We start from the raw sequence: 15342 nt of genomic DNA, 5'->3' as shown, positions 1-15342 counted from the left end.
GTTTATATTAAAAATTCTTGTAACTGATATTGACTATCTCGGGGAAGCCCTTCCACACGTGCTTCTGGCTGACCTTAATCTTGTCAGCGGTATCGGTGACGGCAAACTTGTAGAACTTGCCGCCGCGCTGGTTGCTGGCGCCGTCGCTATAGGTGGCCACATAGAAGCAGTCGTTCTGCTTCTCGTCGGTCACGATATCGTTGAAGATGGCGGTAGCCGTGCCGTCGAACGTGCAGAGCAGCACGGGGTCCTTGCCGTTGCGGAAGTTGTAGCCGTAGAGGTGGTTGCCCTCGGCGTAGATGAGGTAGCCCTGCTTGGTGGTGAGGCTGAAGAGGCGTGCCTGGTAGAAGCCGGGAGCCGTGAGGGGTATCTCGTAGCGTTTGCCCTTGGTGGCCACACCGCTCTGGCGGGTGATGGTGTAGGTGTAGATATAACGCTTGCCGCCGATGGGGTCGTAGAGGATGGTGGCGGTCTGTCCGCCGCTGTAGAGCGAATTGACATTGGCCACAAAGGTGAGTCCGCCTGTGGTGAAGTCCTTCTTGGTGTCCCAGCTGAAGGGCTCGTCGGTGTCAGAGTCGGCGAGGTTGTTCATTGAGGTACCCATGGCGCGGAGGTTGCAGAACACGCGGTCGCGCGAGTTGTACACGACATACTGCTCGATGGCAGCCGCCGAGTTGTCCTCACCCGTGTGGTTGCAGGCGATGCCTGGCGCGGGGGTGAAGTAGTCGTAGCCGTTGCTCTGGAGATAGTAGCTCACCGGCGTACCAAACTCTCCCTCGTTGAGGCTGTTCAGCGCGTAGGCATACTTGTCGGCAAGGAAGAGTGCAGGCTTGTTGCTAATCTTCTGGATGTCGTGCATCACGATGGAATGGCGGTAGCCCTTGATGTCGGGGTCAAAGATGGTCAGCTCCTGTGGGTTGTCCAGGTCTTCGCGACCATAGCGGTAGGTGCCGTTTTCGGTGCAGACATACACCTGGTTCTCATACGACTCGGGGCTGTTGTCTGTCCACACCATGATGGGCTGCTTGAGCGCCAGGCCCTTGTCGGCAAGGATGTCGGTGAGGTGCAGGGTGTCGCGGCTGATGGAGAGCATGTCTACCACCATGTTGCCAGATTGGTCCTTGCCGGTGAGTATCCAGCCGCGGGTATAGAGGTTGTTCACTTTGAGCGTAGCCTGACGGCTGTAGACGATGCCCGTGGCAAGGTCGGTAACCTTGAAGAACAGGTGGTAATCGTCCGCCTTGAGCTTGACCTTGTAGTCCAGATTGCGGTCGGTTCCCAGCTGGGTGCGCTGGCCCACATGCTTGTTGGTACTCACAGCTACCCACTCGTAACTGTAGCCGCCAGCCGACTCCTGACCCTCACGGTAGCTCAGTTCGGGGCTGATTTTAAGGCCATCCACGTCGGAACGCAGCAGATAGACAGTGTCGCCGTCGAATCCTTTCTGTCCGATGGTGACATCGTTGATCTGGCTGTAGCTGTAGTTGCCCTTGTCGTCGAAACAGGCGCTAAGCATCACGCCAGCCAGGGCGAGCAAAAATATGTTTGTTCTCATCTCAGTCTTAGTATTTGATGCCTTCGCCGGCAGTCATCTTCACGCGCTTGCCGTTGGCGTCTCTATAATCTTCATAAATCGTATTTCCCTTGCTCTCCTGGTCCTTGAGGTACTGGTCAAACTTGATGGCGAGTGCCTTGGCCTTGGTAAACGACATGCTTTCCTCGGTGGCGAAGTCGAGCAGCGTCAGACCGAAGAGGCTACATATCAGCTTGCATTTTTTCTCGGAATAGGTGCCGAAGAAGTAGGTGCGGAAACCTGGCAGCTGTACCCACTTGTTGCTGATGGTGATGGTGTGGTGCAGCACGTCGACTCCGGTCTTGTCAGAGCTGTTGGGGCGCAGCCATTGGGCCATCGGGGTCGCGAAGTCTTCGTTGGCCACGAGCTCGAGCTTCAACTGGCGCTCCTTGCCCTCAAGGTCGTCTCTCAGGTAGAAGTGTATGGGGATGAGCACATAGACCTCGCCGGCCTTGACGGTATAGCTGTTGTCCAGCGCGTCGTAGTCCCAGCCTTCCTTGGCCTGTTCGGCATCCTCGGGAGCCACCACCTGCACCGTCACCTTGCGGTCGTGGCCCACGGCGGGACCTATGACCTTGGCTCTCACCATGAGGGTGGTGTCGCTGATGGTGCTGTATACGGCAAAGGGTATCTGGGTCTCTGCGGTGTAGTCCTGCTTGCTGTCGTCGAGTCCTCCCTTGGTGGCCGACATGGCAAAATAGATGCCGCTCTCGCCCGAATAGGTCTCTATCTCCTCAGTACATGCGGCGAGCATCCATCCCGCCAGGCATGTGAGTAATATATGGATATGTTTCATCTTGTCTCTTATTTGCGTAGTTGCTGTTCACTGTCGGGGAGGTCGAAGACATAGGTGCTGTTGGTTATCTGCATGTCTTGGAGGTTGGGGTTGTAGAGTCGGGGGATAGAGGTGATGCCCTTGCGCTTGTAGTACCAGAAGAGCTGGCCCTCGCCGATAAACTCGCGCACATACTCGTCCTCGATATATCCGTTGAGGCCGATGTTAGACTTGAGCTGGGGTATGTTGCGGGCCTTGCGGATGGGGTTCAGCGCCTTGTAGTCCTTCGTACATTCGGCCTTGATGAGATACATCTCAGACATACGAATCATGGGCAGCAGCCGGGCAAACTCAAAGCCGTTGTCGGTCACGTCGCCGTACTTCACGAAGAACTGGCCCACATTGCCCTCGGTGTCGCGCTGGGTCTGCCACTGACACTTGCGCAGGTCGCCGTCGTCCTCGTAGAGCTGGCTTATGCCGTAGTCACTCATCTTGAGCACGTTTTTGGCTTCGAGCTTGTAGGAGAATATCTTGTCAAAGATATCGGTGGTGCGCTTAGAGTGGTAGTTGCCGAAGAGTATCTCCGACGAGAAGATGCGGTCCTCGGCACTGGTGTTGGCAGAGCCCGATGTGGCCTGGCCGTTCACCTGCTCACGGGTGGCAAAGGGGAAGAAGCGCGAGGCTCTGTCTATCACGTCGTTGGCATATTTCACCGCATTGCCGGTGTCGCCGGCATAGAGGTAGACTCTCGCGGTGAGAGCCAGGACGGCGAAATAGTTCATGCGCTCGTTGCGGAATCTGTAGAAGTTGTTGCCCGAGGCATCCTCGGTGGCGAGCTTGCCCTCGGTGATGACGGGGTCATAGTCTGCCAGCAGCTCTTCGGCTGCCTTGAGGTCGGTGGTGATGTTGAAGATCACGTCCGAGGCTGGTAGGAGCGGCTTGACCTTACGCTCGGTGTCGTTGACATAAGGGATGCACTCCTTGCCGGGCTCATACTTGTAGATGGGACCGAAGATGCGCAGCAGGTCGAAGTGGAGCATGGCACGCAGAGCCAGCGCCTCGCCCTTGATGATGTGGTAGCCCTTGTCAGAGAGCACGTTGCGGTTTTTCTCACAGTGCTCCAGCAGCGTATTGATGTTGCCAATCAGCGCGTAGCCCTTGGCCCAGGTGTCGCTTACGGCGTCCTTCATCTTCTGGTGGTCATAGTTGGCCAGGAGCACATAGGCGTGGGTGTTGAGGGGCTTCGAGGTGTCGTAGTATTGGGCCAGCACGTCAAAGGTGGTAGTGGTGAGTGTCTGCCCGTAAAGGCTGCTGTTCAGCAGGTCGATGTAGATACCGTTGAGGGCGGTGCGGAAACCGTTCTCGTTAGAATAGAGTGCATCTTCCATGATGCGGTCTTCTGAGTCGACCTTCAACCACTCCTCGCAGGATGTGCAGCAGAGCAGTGGGATAATCAGCAGGAGTGCCAGTTTATATTTGTTCATATTTTTAGCTTTTTTCTTATCGTTAGAATCTGATATCAAATGACAGCGATACGCTTCTGGAGAACGGATATTCGGTTCCGCGTTCCTCCTTGAACGAGGCGAGACGGAAGATGTCGTTCATGTAGACTCTTACCGAAGCTCCCTTGGCTCCGAGGGCACGTATCCACTTGGCGGCGGTCTCATAGCCCACGCTGAACGACTCGCCAGTGAGCACGTTTTCGTCCATCACGAAGCGCGAAGACATCGGGGTCGACTCAAAGTTATTGATGGCCTTGAAGCGGGCAATGTCGCCAGGCTGCTTCCAGCGGTCGTACAGCGCGCGACGGTCCACGTTGTAGTACATCAGGTCTTCCGACAGGTTTTCCACCTTGTTATATAATGTAGAGGCAAAGACCTGGGCGCCGAGACGGTAGCGCAGGTTGGCGCTGGCAGAGAACTGCTTGTAGTAGAAGCTCACGCCCACCACGCCTTGCAGCTTGTCGGCGGTAGTACCCACTACCACCTCGTCGTTCTTGTCATACTGGAAGGTGTAGGTGCCGTCTTTCTTGATGAATATCTCCTGACCGGTAGCGGGGTCGATGCCGGCAGAGCGCACGGCCCAAATGTCATCGGGGCTGCCGCCGTCGTAGTAGCGGCGGTAGGAGTTGTTGTTGCTCGCAGCCTCGTTCATGGCCTGCAGCTTGTTGCCGATGTTCTTGTACTGGGTCTCGCTGTGGTTGAAGCTCAGGTTGAAGTTGAGGCGCATGTCGTCGCGCTTGATGGCATTGACCATCACCGTACCCGAGAAACCCTGCGAAATCTGGCCGCCGAAGTTGGTGTAGAGCGAGGTGAAGCCCAGCGAGGGGGGCATGGTCACCGATACCAACAGAGGGTCGGTCACCTTGTGGTAGTAGTCGGCCGAGATGCGCAGACGGCTCTTGAAGAGCTCCAGGTCTATACCCCAGTTCTTGTCGATGGTCTTCTGCCATGCCAGATTGGTGTTGGCAAACTTCGACAGGATGGCGCTGGTGCCGAAGTGGTTGGTGTAGCCCGAGTTGTAGATGTATGTACCCGATGAGAGGTAGGCGTCAAAGTTCTGGTTGCCGGGGTTACCGATAGAGAAACGCAGTTTGACCAGGTCGGCCCATGGCAGATGGAACCACGATTCCTTGTTGATGTTCCAGCCCACACCCACAGCCCAGGTATTGGTGAATACCTTCTGGGCGCCGAAGACTGAGGAACCGTCCCAACGCAGGTTGGCGTCAAAGAGATAACGGTTCTTGTATGAGTAGTTGCCGTTGAAGTAGAAACTGGTCGAACGGCTTATCGTTTTGTTGTATGTCGGCTTGTCGCCTTCGGTAAATCCAGCCGAGAACTGTGGGTTCTGATGCAGGTCGCTGGTAAATCCATAGACCATATAGGCGTTGCGGTTCACGGTCTTTTCGCTGAAGTACCAGCCGCCCACCAGGTTCACGGTGTGGGCGTCGTTGAACACCTTGCCGAAGGTGATGGTGGTCTCGCCGTTGTAGGCGAAGTTGTCATCGTTTTCACTGCCGTAGCTGCCCTTGAGCGTGGCGCTCAGGAAGTCGGGGTGCTTGGGCGACTTGAAGGTCTCGTTCTTGGAGACCGACTTGCTCAGACCCAGTCGGCCACGCAGCTGGAAGGCGTTCCAGAACCGCCAGATGAGGCTGAAGTTGTTGCGCAGCGTCATCTCGTTGGTGTGGTTCTTGTTGACGATATTGTAGAGATACAGGGGGTTGTAGATGGTGTTGCCAGCCACGTCGGTCGACTCGAGCAGCGTGGGGATAGAGCCGTCGTCGTTGTACTTCAGATAGTAGGGGTTGGCCTGTGCGAAGGTCGAAAACTCCACCGGCTCGTGGTCCGAGTTGGTGATGTCGATGTTGAAGTCATTGCTGAAGATGAGCGACTTGGTGCGGTAAGTCAGCTTGATGTTGCCGCTCACGGTCGAGCGGTCAGAGCCCTTCATCACACCGTCGTCATTGCTGTACGACAGACCGACGCCGTAGACCATTGAGTCGTCGCCGCCGTCGATATACATGTTGTGCGAGTGGTTGAGCACGGCGCGCAGAGGCTCAGACAGCCAGTAGGTGTTCACACCGCGTTTCACCTCTCTCAGACGACTGTAGTAGAGGGCGTCGAGAGCGTCCTGGCTGGTATAGGCGTCCTTGGCGGTATAGCGGCCAGCCAGGCGTTCATACTCCAGCTTCTCCGAGGCGTTCATCAGGTTGTAGTCGGTCAGGTCGGGCATCTGCACGGCAAAGTTGCCTGAGTACGATACGCGCAACTTGCCCGACTCGGGTCTTACGGTTTCGACCACGATTACACCATTGGCAGCCTTCGAACCGTAGATGGCCGACGAGGCGGCATCCTTCAGCACGGTCACGTTGGCGATGCGGTCCATCGGCAGTTTCATGATGTCCTGAATGGTCACTTCGATGCCGTCCATGATAAACAGGGGCTGGTTGCCGGTGTTGTCATAGTCAGACTCGAGCGAACCCACGATACTGGTCTTGCCGCGTATCTCCATATCGGGCATACGGTTAGGGTCGGAACCCCAACTGCTGTTTTCGACCACGTTGAGCGAAGGCTCAAGGGTCTTAAGACTCTGTATCAGGTTTTTGGTGCCTATCTTCTTGAGTTCGTCCTTGGTGTAGGTGCTGGCCGAACCCGTAAAGCTCGATTTCTTTCTCACGTAGATACCCGTAACCACTACGTCCTTGATTTCGTTGGCTTTCTCCACCATTGTTACGGTTATCGACTTTTGCCCGGTGTAGGCAATCTCCTGGCTTTCCATGCCCAGGAATGAGATGACGATGGTCTGTTTGCCGCTTGGGATATTCTTCAGTACGAAGTTGCCATACATGTCGGAAACACAGACGATGTTGGTGTGCCCTTTCACCTGGACTGTTGCACCAGGGATGGTTTCTCCAGAAACTTCTTTGACCACGCCGGTCAGGGTTCGTTCGTAGGGCTTGGAGGACTCGTTGTTCACTTGCGCTAAACATACACAAGGTAGTAGAAGAGCGAGCAGAAAAAAATATCTCATTTACAGTAGTTATAATTATGCATGCAAAAGTAGTAAAAAAAAACATATTTAACGTTCCTTTGATGAAAAACTTTCAGTTTGTACACGTTTTCTTGACTTTTATGTATCATCTGTTTTCTTTTGTGGTTGTTTTTGCGGTTTTTGGGGATGCTCGGGTTTATGAAAGTTTAACGCTTGGCGGCGCAATGATGGTCCAGAAATTTGGAAAGTATGCGGAAAGGGAGTAATTTTGCATCTCTACAACATAAACAATCATGAATACTAAGAATTTGGCTTACCGCATCATCGCTACGGCTGTCGTCTGCGTCGCTACTCTCAGCATCAACGCTGCCGAGGTGGTCTACCGCATCGTGGAATACAACAAGACCATCGGCGATTTCACCCTTGCTGCCAGCGGCAGCGTGCCCCACAACTCCTGGGCTTATTTCGAAAATGACTTTGGTGCCACTACAGGCAACCGCTACAACCAGATACCGCGCAACCGCAAGGCTTCGCTTGTGCTCCAAGGCTGGCAGGGATGCCGCATCAAGAACATCACGCTCAGCATGTGCTCCAACAACAAGGAGGGCGAGGCTGCGCTCGTCGTCGCCGACGGAGAGACCACGGTCTACACCGAGGCTGCCGCCGAGTTCGGCAGCGACAAGTGGTTCGGACGCTGGGTGAGCAAGGACCTGGGCGTCTATGTCGACGTGACGCGCCAGCTCGACCTCGCCGCCTTTACCTCCGACGAGGCAGTCATCACCGTCAAGGGTGGCACAGCCAAGGGCTCGGTCTATCTCGACGCCATTACCATCGAGTACGATGCTCCCGAGGGCGCAAGTCTTGAGTCTCCGCTGGGTTGGAGTTACGAGAAACTGGAAGCTAAAGGCACCCTCAACGAGGGCGACCAACTGATGATATTCCGCAATGGCTGCGCCGCTGCCGACATCGATGGCATGGAGAAGTCGCAGTATCTCGATGTGGTGGCGCTCGCCAATACCACCGATGTCAGTGATCCCGATGTGCTGCGCTTCAAGCTCGCCAAGGGCGAGACTGCTGGCTGCTGGACGCTCACCGACCAGTTCGGACGCCGCCTGGGTGCCACCGCCAAGGGCAAGTTGGCTTGGAACGCCGGCGACACCCAGTGGAAGATAGAACTGGGCTATGGAGGCGCCACCATCACCAGCGCCACAGCTGCCTACGGCACCCTCAGGTTCAATGAGCCTGAGAGCAGCTACGCCCGATTTGGACTCTATACCTCCAAGTCGCTCCCGCTGCCCTTCCTCTATCGCAAGACCACTCAGCAGCAGCCGGTTACCATCACGTCGATAGACTTTGGCGCGAGCGAGCAGTCGGCGAGCATCGACCAGGGCGTCGTGGCGCTCCGTCCCGAACTCAAGCCTTCCAAGGTGACCGACCGCCGCCTCGTATGGACCACCGACAATGCCGATGTGGCTACGGTCAACGGCGGACTGGTCATTCTCAACGGCGTGGGCGAGGCCACCATCACCGCCACCTCGCATGATGGAGGCGCCAAGGCCTCAATACTCATCAAGGTCACCGCCTCGACGGGCATCTCTCCCCCCGTCGCCCCCGCCACTGCCACCCCTGCCGCCCGCAAGGTCATCGAGGGCAACCGCGTGGTCATCATCAAGGGCGACCACCGCTATAGTCTCGACGGTCAGCAGCAGAGATAGCATCGCCACCGCTATAGTCTCGACAATCGGCAGCAGAGATAGCATCTCCACCGCTATAGTCTCGACGGTCGGCAGCAGAGATCGCATCACCACCGCCATATTCATCCCACGGCAAGGGCTGGGCACCACATCGGCGTCCAGCCCTTGCTGCGTCTGTAGCCCACATTTCTCTCTCCCTTTGGGCTGAATGTGCTCCGCCATCATCGATTATATCTTCGCAGAGTTTGATTTCTTCTTTTCAGAGTTTGATTTCATTTTTTCAGAGTTGGAAATAATCATTGCACAACTTGATTTCACCTTTTCAGGGCATGAGTTTATCTTTACCGTCATCGCGCCGCTCTTTGGCGTGGGCGTGTATTAGACGCTGGCAATTATGACATTACCACTAAAAAATAGCCCGACTTATTTTGCCATCATCCGAAGAATGATTATCTTTGCAACCAATAAAACCTAAATAAAAAATATAGTCAATTAAATCAACATTGTTATGGAAACAACCAATGGGGGTAGCCGTGGCTATCTCGTCAGCATCGTCATGGTGGCAGTGCTTGGCGGACTGCTTTTCGGCTACGACACCGCAGTTATCTCCGGAGCCGAGAAGGGGCTCCAGGCATTCTTTATGGGTGCTACCGATTTCACGTATACCGACTTCTGGCACGGGTTCACCAGCTCGAGCGCGCTCATAGGCTGCATCATCGGCTCTGCGCTTTCGGGTGTGCTTGCCACCGGCCTCGGCCGCAAGCGCACGCTTATCCTTGCCGGTATCATGTTCTTCATCTCAGCGTGGGGGTCCATGTGCCCGGAGAGCATGATACTCCCCGTGGGCAAGCCAGACCTTACGCTGCTGGTGGTGTTCAACATCTACCGCATCATCGGCGGTGTGGGCGTAGGATTGGCTTCGGCTGTGTGCCCCATGTATATCGGCGAGATAGCGCCGAGCCGCATCCGCGGCATGCTGGTCAGCTGGAACCAGTTTGCCATCATCTTCGGTCAGCTGGTGGTCTACTTCGTCAACTTCTTCATCCTCGGCGACCACATCGCGCCGCTCATCCAGAGCGTGGGAAGCGGCATGAACGAAATCGTCAATGGCACTGAGGCTGCCTGGGCCATCGAGACGGGCTGGCGCTATATGTTTGGCTCCGAGATGGTGCCCGCCGGACTCTTCGCCGTACTCATCTGTCTGGTGCCCGAGACTCCGCGCTACCTCGTGATGGTGGGCAAGGACGACAAGGCCGAACGGGTGCTGGCGCGCATCAACGGTGCCGACGAGGCGCGCCGCGTGCTGGCAGATATCAAGAACACGGTGACCCAGAAGACCGAGCGCATCTTCACCTATGGCATCATGTGCATCGTAGTGGGCGTCATGCTGTCGGTATTCCAGCAGGCCATAGGCATCAATGCCGTGCTCTACTATGCGCCGCGCATCTATGAGGCGATGGGATTTGACAACCCGATGAAGCTCACCGTCTTCAACGGCGTGCTCAACCTTGGCTTCACCTGCGTGGCTATCTTCACGGTCGAGAAGTTGGGCCGCAAGCCGCTGCTCATCGCCGGCTCGCTCGGTATGGCGCTCGGTGCCATCGGCGTGGCATTCACCTTCGGCGTGGCTGAGCTCAAGCTGCTCTGTATGATTAGCATCATGCTCTACTCGGTATCCTTCATGTACTCCTGGGGTCCCATCTGCTGGGTGCTCATTGCTGAGGTGTTCCCCAACACCATCCGTGGTGCTGCTGTGGCCATAGCTGTGGCCTTCCAGTGGATCTTCAACTGGATAGTCTCGACCTCCTTTGTACCTATGGCCAACAGCATGGGATATATGTTCACCTACAGCCTCTACGGAGTCATCTGCATCCTCGCCGCCGTCTTCGTATGGCGACTGGTGCCTGAGACCAAGGGCAAGACCCTTGAGGATATGAGCCGCCTGTGGCGCAAGGAGAAGTAGGCGGTCATCTCTGACATTACAAACGACAAAGCGGCGGGAGAAACTGCACTGGTTTCTCCCGCCGCTTTCGACTTTATGGGGGTGGTGATACTACTTGAACAGCTTGAGCGCCTGCTTGACGGCGGGGCTGCTCTCGTTGACCACGTGGAAGTACTCGCTCATATCCCAGAGGTCACGGGCAATGAGCCCTTTGATTTGCAGGCCCAACGTGCGACGCGTGGCGCGCAGCTCCTCGTCATCACGGGGCTTGATATCCTTCTTCCCAGCCTCTTCCTCTATCTGCTCAAAGAGCTCTTGGGGCACTTCAAAGCGGGCGTTGAAGTCGGCAAAGGTGGGGTAACGCTCGCCCAACTCGCGGCGATGACTGTCGAGCCAGGAGACCATAGCTGGAACCACCACGCCGGCTGCCGTAATCTTGCGGTGCAGCTGGCTGTACTGCGTAGTGTCAAGGGGAATGAAGTAGTCGGGCATGATACCGCCGCCGCCATAGACCGTGCGATGCTGGCGCAGCGTCTGGTACTTCAGCGAGTCAGCAAAGTGGATGCTGTCGGCGCTGTAGAACTCGCCGTGCTTGTAGCGGGTGTCGATATCCTTGTTGTAGTCTACCGCGTTGCCCTTGGTGTAAGGCTTCTGGATGCAGCGGCCCGACGGGGTGTAGTAGTGGGCGATGGTAAGACGCATCATCGAACCGTCGGGGAACTCGATGGGGCGCTGGACGAGACCCTTACCAAAGGTGCGACGTCCCACGATGACTCCGCGGTCCTGGTCTTGCAGCGCACCGCTGACGATTTCTGACGCCGAGGCAGAGAACTCGTTGACGAGGACCACTACCTTGATCTTGCGCAGCTTGCCGTTGCCGTCGGCATGATATTCGCGTCGCTTGTCATTGCGTCCTTCGGTATAGACGATGAGGTCGTTTTTGCCCAGAAACTCGTTGACTATCTGCGTGGCGCTCAGCATATAGCCGCCGCCGTTCTCCTGAAGGTCGAGGATAAGGTTCTTCATCCCCTCTTTGTTGAGCTTCTTCACCGCGTCCATGAACTCCTTGTAGGTATATGCCCCGAAACTGCCTATGCGTATATATCCCACCTGTGGACGTATCATATAGGCTGCGTCGATGGTGTTGAGGGGTATCTTGTCGCGCTTCACGTCGAAGTAGAGTACCTCTGCAATGCCTCTGCGCACCACTCCCAGCCGTACCATGGTGCCTCGCTTGCCGCGCAGCCGACGCATGATTTCGCTCTGGTCCATCTTGACGCCGGCTATGGCTGTATCGTTGACGCTGATGATGCGGTCGCCTGCCATGATACCCACCTTCTCTGACGGGCCTTTGACTACGGGCTTGATGACGAGCAGCGTGTCGGCAGAGATGTTGAACTGCACGCCTATGCCGTCAAACGACCCGCCCAGCGACTCGTTGAAGGCGCGCGCTTGCTTGGCGGTAGAGTAGCTCGAGTGTGGGTCGAGATTCTCGATCATGCCGCGGATGGCGTCTTCTGCCAGTTTGTTGTCGTCGACCGTGTCCACGTAGAGTGCGCTGATGGCCAAGGCGGCCTTGCGCATCTTGTCGTAAGGATTGTATGTCCCCTTGGCAAACAGACTTTGCGCCATAAGGGTAGAGGTTATAGCCGACAGGATGGCTATAATCAACATTCGTTTCATAACTATATATAATATAAGGATGTGATTAATCGAGTGGTGCAGAGTCGGGCTCGGGAACGTCTTCTTCGATTACGAGGTTGTCGATAATGAAGTTCTGGCGCTCCATAGTGTTCTTTCCCATGTAGTATTCCAGCAGTTTCTTGACCTGGTCGTTCTTGTGGAGCGTCACCTGTTCAAGTCTGATGTCGGGGCCGATGAAGTGGGCCATCTCATCGGGGTCTATCTCGCCCAGTCCCTTAAATCGGGTAATCTCGGGCTCAGGCCCCAGCTCGGCGATGGCAGCCAGACGCTCTTCCTCGTTGTAGCAGAACCTCACCACATAGTCCTTGTTGCCCTTGCCGGCAGACTTTCCTTCGGCTTCGAGCACCTTCTTGTCCTTTATCTTGTTGCGTTTGTTACGTACTCTGAACAATGGCGTCTGCAGAACATAGACATGGCCCTTCTTGATGAGGTCGGGGAAGAACTGGAGGAAGAAGGTGATGATGAGCAGACGGATGTGCATACCGTCGACATCGGCATCGGTAGCCACGATGACCTTGTTGTAGCGCAAGTCATCAAGTCCCTCCTCGATGTTGAGCGCCGCCTGCAGCAGGTTGAACTCCTCGTTCTCATATACCACCTTCTTGGTGAGTCCGAATGAGTTGAGTGGCTTGCCGCGGAGTGAGAATACCGCTTGGGTGTTGACATCGCGGCACTTGGTGATACTGCCGCTGGCAGAGTCGCCTTCGGTGATGAAGATACTCGATTCCTCCTTGCGCTCGTCCTTGGCGTCAGAGTAGTGTATACGGCAATCGCGCAGCTTGCGGTTGTGCAGATTGGCTTTCTTCGCACGCTCTCGGGCGAGCTTGGTGATACCTGCCATCGACTTGCGCTCGCGTTCGCTCTCCTTGATTTTGTTCTCGATGATTTCGGCCACATCAGTGTGGATGTGCAGATAGTTGTCCACCTCTCTCTTGACGAAGTCGCCCACGCACTTGTTGATAGATTCGCCGTTGGGAGCCATCAGGGTGCTTCCCAACTTAATCTTTGTCTGACTCTCAAACACCGGTTCCTCCACGTTGATGGCGATGGCAGCCACCAGACCATTACGGATATCGGTGTATTCATAGTTCTTGTTGAAAAACTCTTTGATGGTGCGGGCAATATGTTCCTTAAAGGCCGACTGGTGAGTACCTCCCTGCGTGGTATGTTGGCCATTGACAAACGAGTAGTACTCTTCGCCATACTGGTTGGTATGGGTAAAAGCTATTTCGAGGTCCTCGTTCTTGATGCGGATGATGGGGTAGAGGCCCTCGACGGTCATGTTGTCGGTCAGCAGGTCTTCCAGTCCGTTTCGACTGCGTATGCGTCGGCCGTTATACATGATGGTAAGCCCCGAACTCAAGTAGGTGTAGTTGCGGAGCATGGTCTCGACGATATCATCGTGGTACGAGTAGTTCTTGAAGAGGGTGTTGTCGGGCTCGAAGTAGATGTAAGTACCGTGTTCGTCCTGAGTCTCTTCGGTGGTGTCGCTCTTGAGGATGCCACGCTCAAAGACCAGACTGCGCACGAGTCCGTCGCGATAGGAGCGTACCTCGAAGCGGCTGCTCAGTGCGTTCACCGCCTTGGCACCTACGCCGTTGAGGCCCACGCTCTTCTTGAAGGCTTTGGAGTCATACTTGCCGCCGGTGTTGAGCACGCTCACTGCCTCTACGAGTTTGCCTTGGGGGATGCCGCGGCCATAGTCGCGCACGCTCACACGCAGATTGTCCATGACATCGACCTCGATGCGGTCGCCCGCCTTCATCTTGAACTCGTCTATAGAGTTGTCTATGATTTCCTTGAGCAGTACATAGATGCCGTCTTCGGCCAGATTGCCGTCGCCCAGACGACCGATATACATACCGGGACGCGTGCGCACGTGCTCCATGTCAGAGAGATGGCGTATATTGTCGTCGGTATAGTCGACGGGGGCTTCGTTCTGTCCGTCCACGACGGGCAATGTCTCTTTTTCGTCTTCTTTCATCATTCTATTGTTTTGCGGTAACAGCGGCGGCGCTTATGGTTGGTAGGAGCCAATGGACCCCACTGGCTCTGCACACCCTCGTTAGACTCCATTTCTACCTGGCTCTCGCCCCACTTGAAGCCGTAGGCCTGGTAGCGGGGGATGAGGTCGGCAAAGAGCAGCGCGTTGGCTCCCTTGGCACGGTACTCGGGCAGAAATCCCATCAACAGCAGGTCCACGCCTTCGGTCTTGTGGAACTTTATAGCACGCAGCAGGTGGTACCAACCGAAGGGGAAGAGGCGGCCGCGACGGCATTTCTGCAGCGCGCGGGAAAGCGAGGGGATGGTTATGCCCATTCCGGCCATCTTGTTGTCGTTGTTGCCGTCTTCGATGACCGTGATGAGGCTCAGGTCAGCCAGTGGCAGATACATTTTTATGTATTGTTCTATCTGCCGGTCGGTAAGTTCGGAGAAGCCATAGAGGTCTTTGTAGGTCTCGTTGACCAGTTCAAAGAGTTTGCGGCCATATCCGCCCTTGAATATGTCCTTGCGGGTGAGCTTGCGCACGTGCAGATTGTAGCGTTTCTCAATCATCTGCGCTATCTTTGAGTATTTCTCCGGTATCTGGTCGGGCACTTCGAGGAAATACTCCACATAGTCGTTGTCCTTGCTCCATCCCTCGAGACGCTCCATGTGCTCGGGGTAGTAAGGGTAGTTGTAGATGGTGGGCATGGTACCCAGTTTGTCGAAACCCATGGTGAGCATACCCTCGGGGTCCATGTCGGTGAAGCCCAGCGGACCCACGATGCTCTTCATGCCTTTCTCGCGGCCATAGTCTTCGACAGCCTGGAGCAGTGCGCGCGTCACCTCGATGTCGTCGACGAAGTCTATCCATCCGAAGCGCACGTCCTGGCGGTCCCAACGCTCGTTGGCACGGTGGTTGATGATGGCTGCCACACGGCCCACCAAGCGTCCGGCGCGATAGGCAAGGTAGTATTCGGCTTCGCAGAAGTCGAAGGCGGCGTTGCGGTCGCGGCTCAAAGTGTTGAATTCATCGCTGTAGAGGTTGGGCACGTCATAGGCGTTGCCGGCATATAAATCGTAATGGAAATCGATGAAAGTACGGAGGTCTTTCTTGTTTTCCACACGCTTGATTACTATATTTGACATATTATTATGGTGGATATCATTAATATGCAAA

Annotated in this window: 11 protein-coding genes; 3 read left to right on the top strand and 8 right to left on the bottom strand. The window is 55.6% G+C overall.

Annotation, left to right across the window (positions count from 1 at the left end; translation table 11 throughout):
• Nucleotides 1–7 precede the first annotated feature (7 nt).
• From CIK95_RS01520 to CIK95_RS01505, 4 genes are read right to left on the bottom strand one after another with little or no spacing between them, the layout of a single operon-like run.
• Complete coding sequence (locus CIK95_RS01520) at nt 8–1555, bottom strand: PKD-like family lipoprotein (RefSeq protein WP_094466076.1); 1548 nt, start codon at nt 1553–1555, stop codon at nt 8–10.
• Nucleotides 1556–1562: 7 nt separating this feature from the next.
• Complete coding sequence (locus CIK95_RS01515; RefSeq protein WP_094466075.1) at nt 1563–2369, bottom strand: DUF4843 domain-containing protein; 807 nt, start codon at nt 2367–2369, stop codon at nt 1563–1565.
• 8 nt (nt 2370–2377) lie between these two features.
• A complete protein-coding gene (locus tag CIK95_RS01510) occupies nt 2378–3832 on the bottom strand; it encodes a RagB/SusD family nutrient uptake outer membrane protein (protein WP_094385506.1) in 1455 nt (484 codons plus the stop codon).
• Between the two features lie 22 nt (nt 3833–3854).
• Nucleotides 3855–6824: a SusC/RagA family TonB-linked outer membrane protein gene (locus CIK95_RS01505; protein WP_254046387.1), complete on the bottom strand. Its 2970-nt coding sequence runs from the start codon at nt 6822–6824 to the stop codon at nt 3855–3857.
• A 71-nt stretch (nt 6825–6895) separates the two neighbouring features.
• On the opposite strand from CIK95_RS01505, the gene CIK95_RS01500 reads away from it, so the two are divergent.
• Together CIK95_RS01500 and CIK95_RS01495 are read left to right on the top strand one after the other, a co-directional pair.
• The gene (locus CIK95_RS01500; RefSeq protein ID WP_094466073.1) at nt 6896–7105 is read left to right on the top strand and encodes a hypothetical protein; all 210 of its coding nucleotides are present in this window, start codon (nt 6896–6898) and stop codon (nt 7103–7105) included.
• Between the two features lie 27 nt (nt 7106–7132).
• Complete coding sequence (locus CIK95_RS01495; RefSeq protein ID WP_094466072.1) at nt 7133–8554, top strand: Ig-like domain-containing protein; 1422 nt, start codon at nt 7133–7135, stop codon at nt 8552–8554.
• Here the strand turns inward: CIK95_RS01495 and CIK95_RS12665 are convergent.
• A complete protein-coding gene (locus CIK95_RS12665) occupies nt 8508–8720 on the bottom strand; it encodes a hypothetical protein (RefSeq protein ID WP_144007678.1) in 213 nt (70 codons plus the stop codon). The genes CIK95_RS01495 and CIK95_RS12665 overlap by 47 nt on opposite strands.
• 321 nt (nt 8721–9041) lie before the next feature.
• Between CIK95_RS12665 and xylE the strand changes: the two genes are divergently transcribed.
• The gene (xylE, locus tag CIK95_RS01490; RefSeq protein ID WP_094466071.1) at nt 9042–10496 is read left to right on the top strand and encodes a D-xylose transporter XylE; all 1455 of its coding nucleotides are present in this window, start codon (nt 9042–9044) and stop codon (nt 10494–10496) included.
• Between the two features lie 90 nt (nt 10497–10586).
• Here the strand turns inward: xylE and CIK95_RS01485 are convergent, their stop codons facing one another.
• Genes CIK95_RS01485 through CIK95_RS01475 form a run of 3 tightly spaced genes read right to left on the bottom strand, consistent with a single transcriptional unit; the run spans nt 10587 to nt 15311 of the window.
• Nucleotides 10587–12158, bottom strand: coding sequence for a S41 family peptidase (locus tag CIK95_RS01485; RefSeq protein WP_094385497.1), 1572 nt, complete (start codon nt 12156–12158; stop codon nt 10587–10589).
• A 25-nt stretch (nt 12159–12183) separates the two neighbouring features.
• Nucleotides 12184–14163 carry a DNA topoisomerase IV subunit B gene (locus tag CIK95_RS01480; protein ID WP_094466070.1) on the bottom strand — a complete coding sequence of 660 codons (1980 nt, stop codon included), beginning with the start codon at nt 14161–14163 and terminating at the stop codon, nt 12184–12186.
• A complete protein-coding gene (locus CIK95_RS01475) occupies nt 14163–15311 on the bottom strand; it encodes an N-acetyltransferase (protein ID WP_094466069.1) in 1149 nt (382 codons plus the stop codon). Before CIK95_RS01475 ends, CIK95_RS01480 begins: the two co-directional genes overlap by 1 nt.
• Nucleotides 15312–15342: the final 31 nt, after the last annotated feature.

Source organism: Prevotella sp. P5-108 (assembly GCF_002251385.1).
Classification (GTDB): Bacteria; Bacteroidota; Bacteroidia; order Bacteroidales; family Bacteroidaceae; genus Prevotella.
Note: the sequence above shows the minus strand (reverse complement) of the source record. Positions and strands in the feature narration are given on the sequence as shown.

Coding starts and splice junctions, on each gene's coding strand:
- CIK95_RS01510 (WP_094385506.1), bottom strand. CDS start 3,832: ATGAACAAATATAAACTGGCACTCCTGCTGATTATCCCACTGCTCTGC.
- CIK95_RS01520 (WP_094466076.1), bottom strand. CDS start 1,555: ATGAGAACAAACATATTTTTGCTCGCCCTGGCTGGCGTGATGCTTAGC.
- CIK95_RS01515 (WP_094466075.1), bottom strand. CDS start 2,369: ATGAAACATATCCATATATTACTCACATGCCTGGCGGGATGGATGCTC.
- CIK95_RS01475 (WP_094466069.1), bottom strand. CDS start 15,311: ATGTCAAATATAGTAATCAAGCGTGTGGAAAACAAGAAAGACCTCCGT.
- CIK95_RS01485 (WP_094385497.1), bottom strand. CDS start 12,158: ATGAAACGAATGTTGATTATAGCCATCCTGTCGGCTATAACCTCTACC.
- CIK95_RS01495 (WP_094466072.1), top strand. CDS start 7,133: ATGAATACTAAGAATTTGGCTTACCGCATCATCGCTACGGCTGTCGTC.
- xylE (WP_094466071.1), top strand. CDS start 9,042: ATGGAAACAACCAATGGGGGTAGCCGTGGCTATCTCGTCAGCATCGTC.
- CIK95_RS01480 (WP_094466070.1), bottom strand. CDS start 14,163: ATGAAAGAAGACGAAAAAGAGACATTGCCCGTCGTGGACGGACAGAAC.
- CIK95_RS12665 (WP_144007678.1), bottom strand. CDS start 8,720: ATGTGGGCTACAGACGCAGCAAGGGCTGGACGCCGATGTGGTGCCCAG.
- CIK95_RS01500 (WP_094466073.1), top strand. CDS start 6,896: ATGCATGCAAAAGTAGTAAAAAAAAACATATTTAACGTTCCTTTGATG.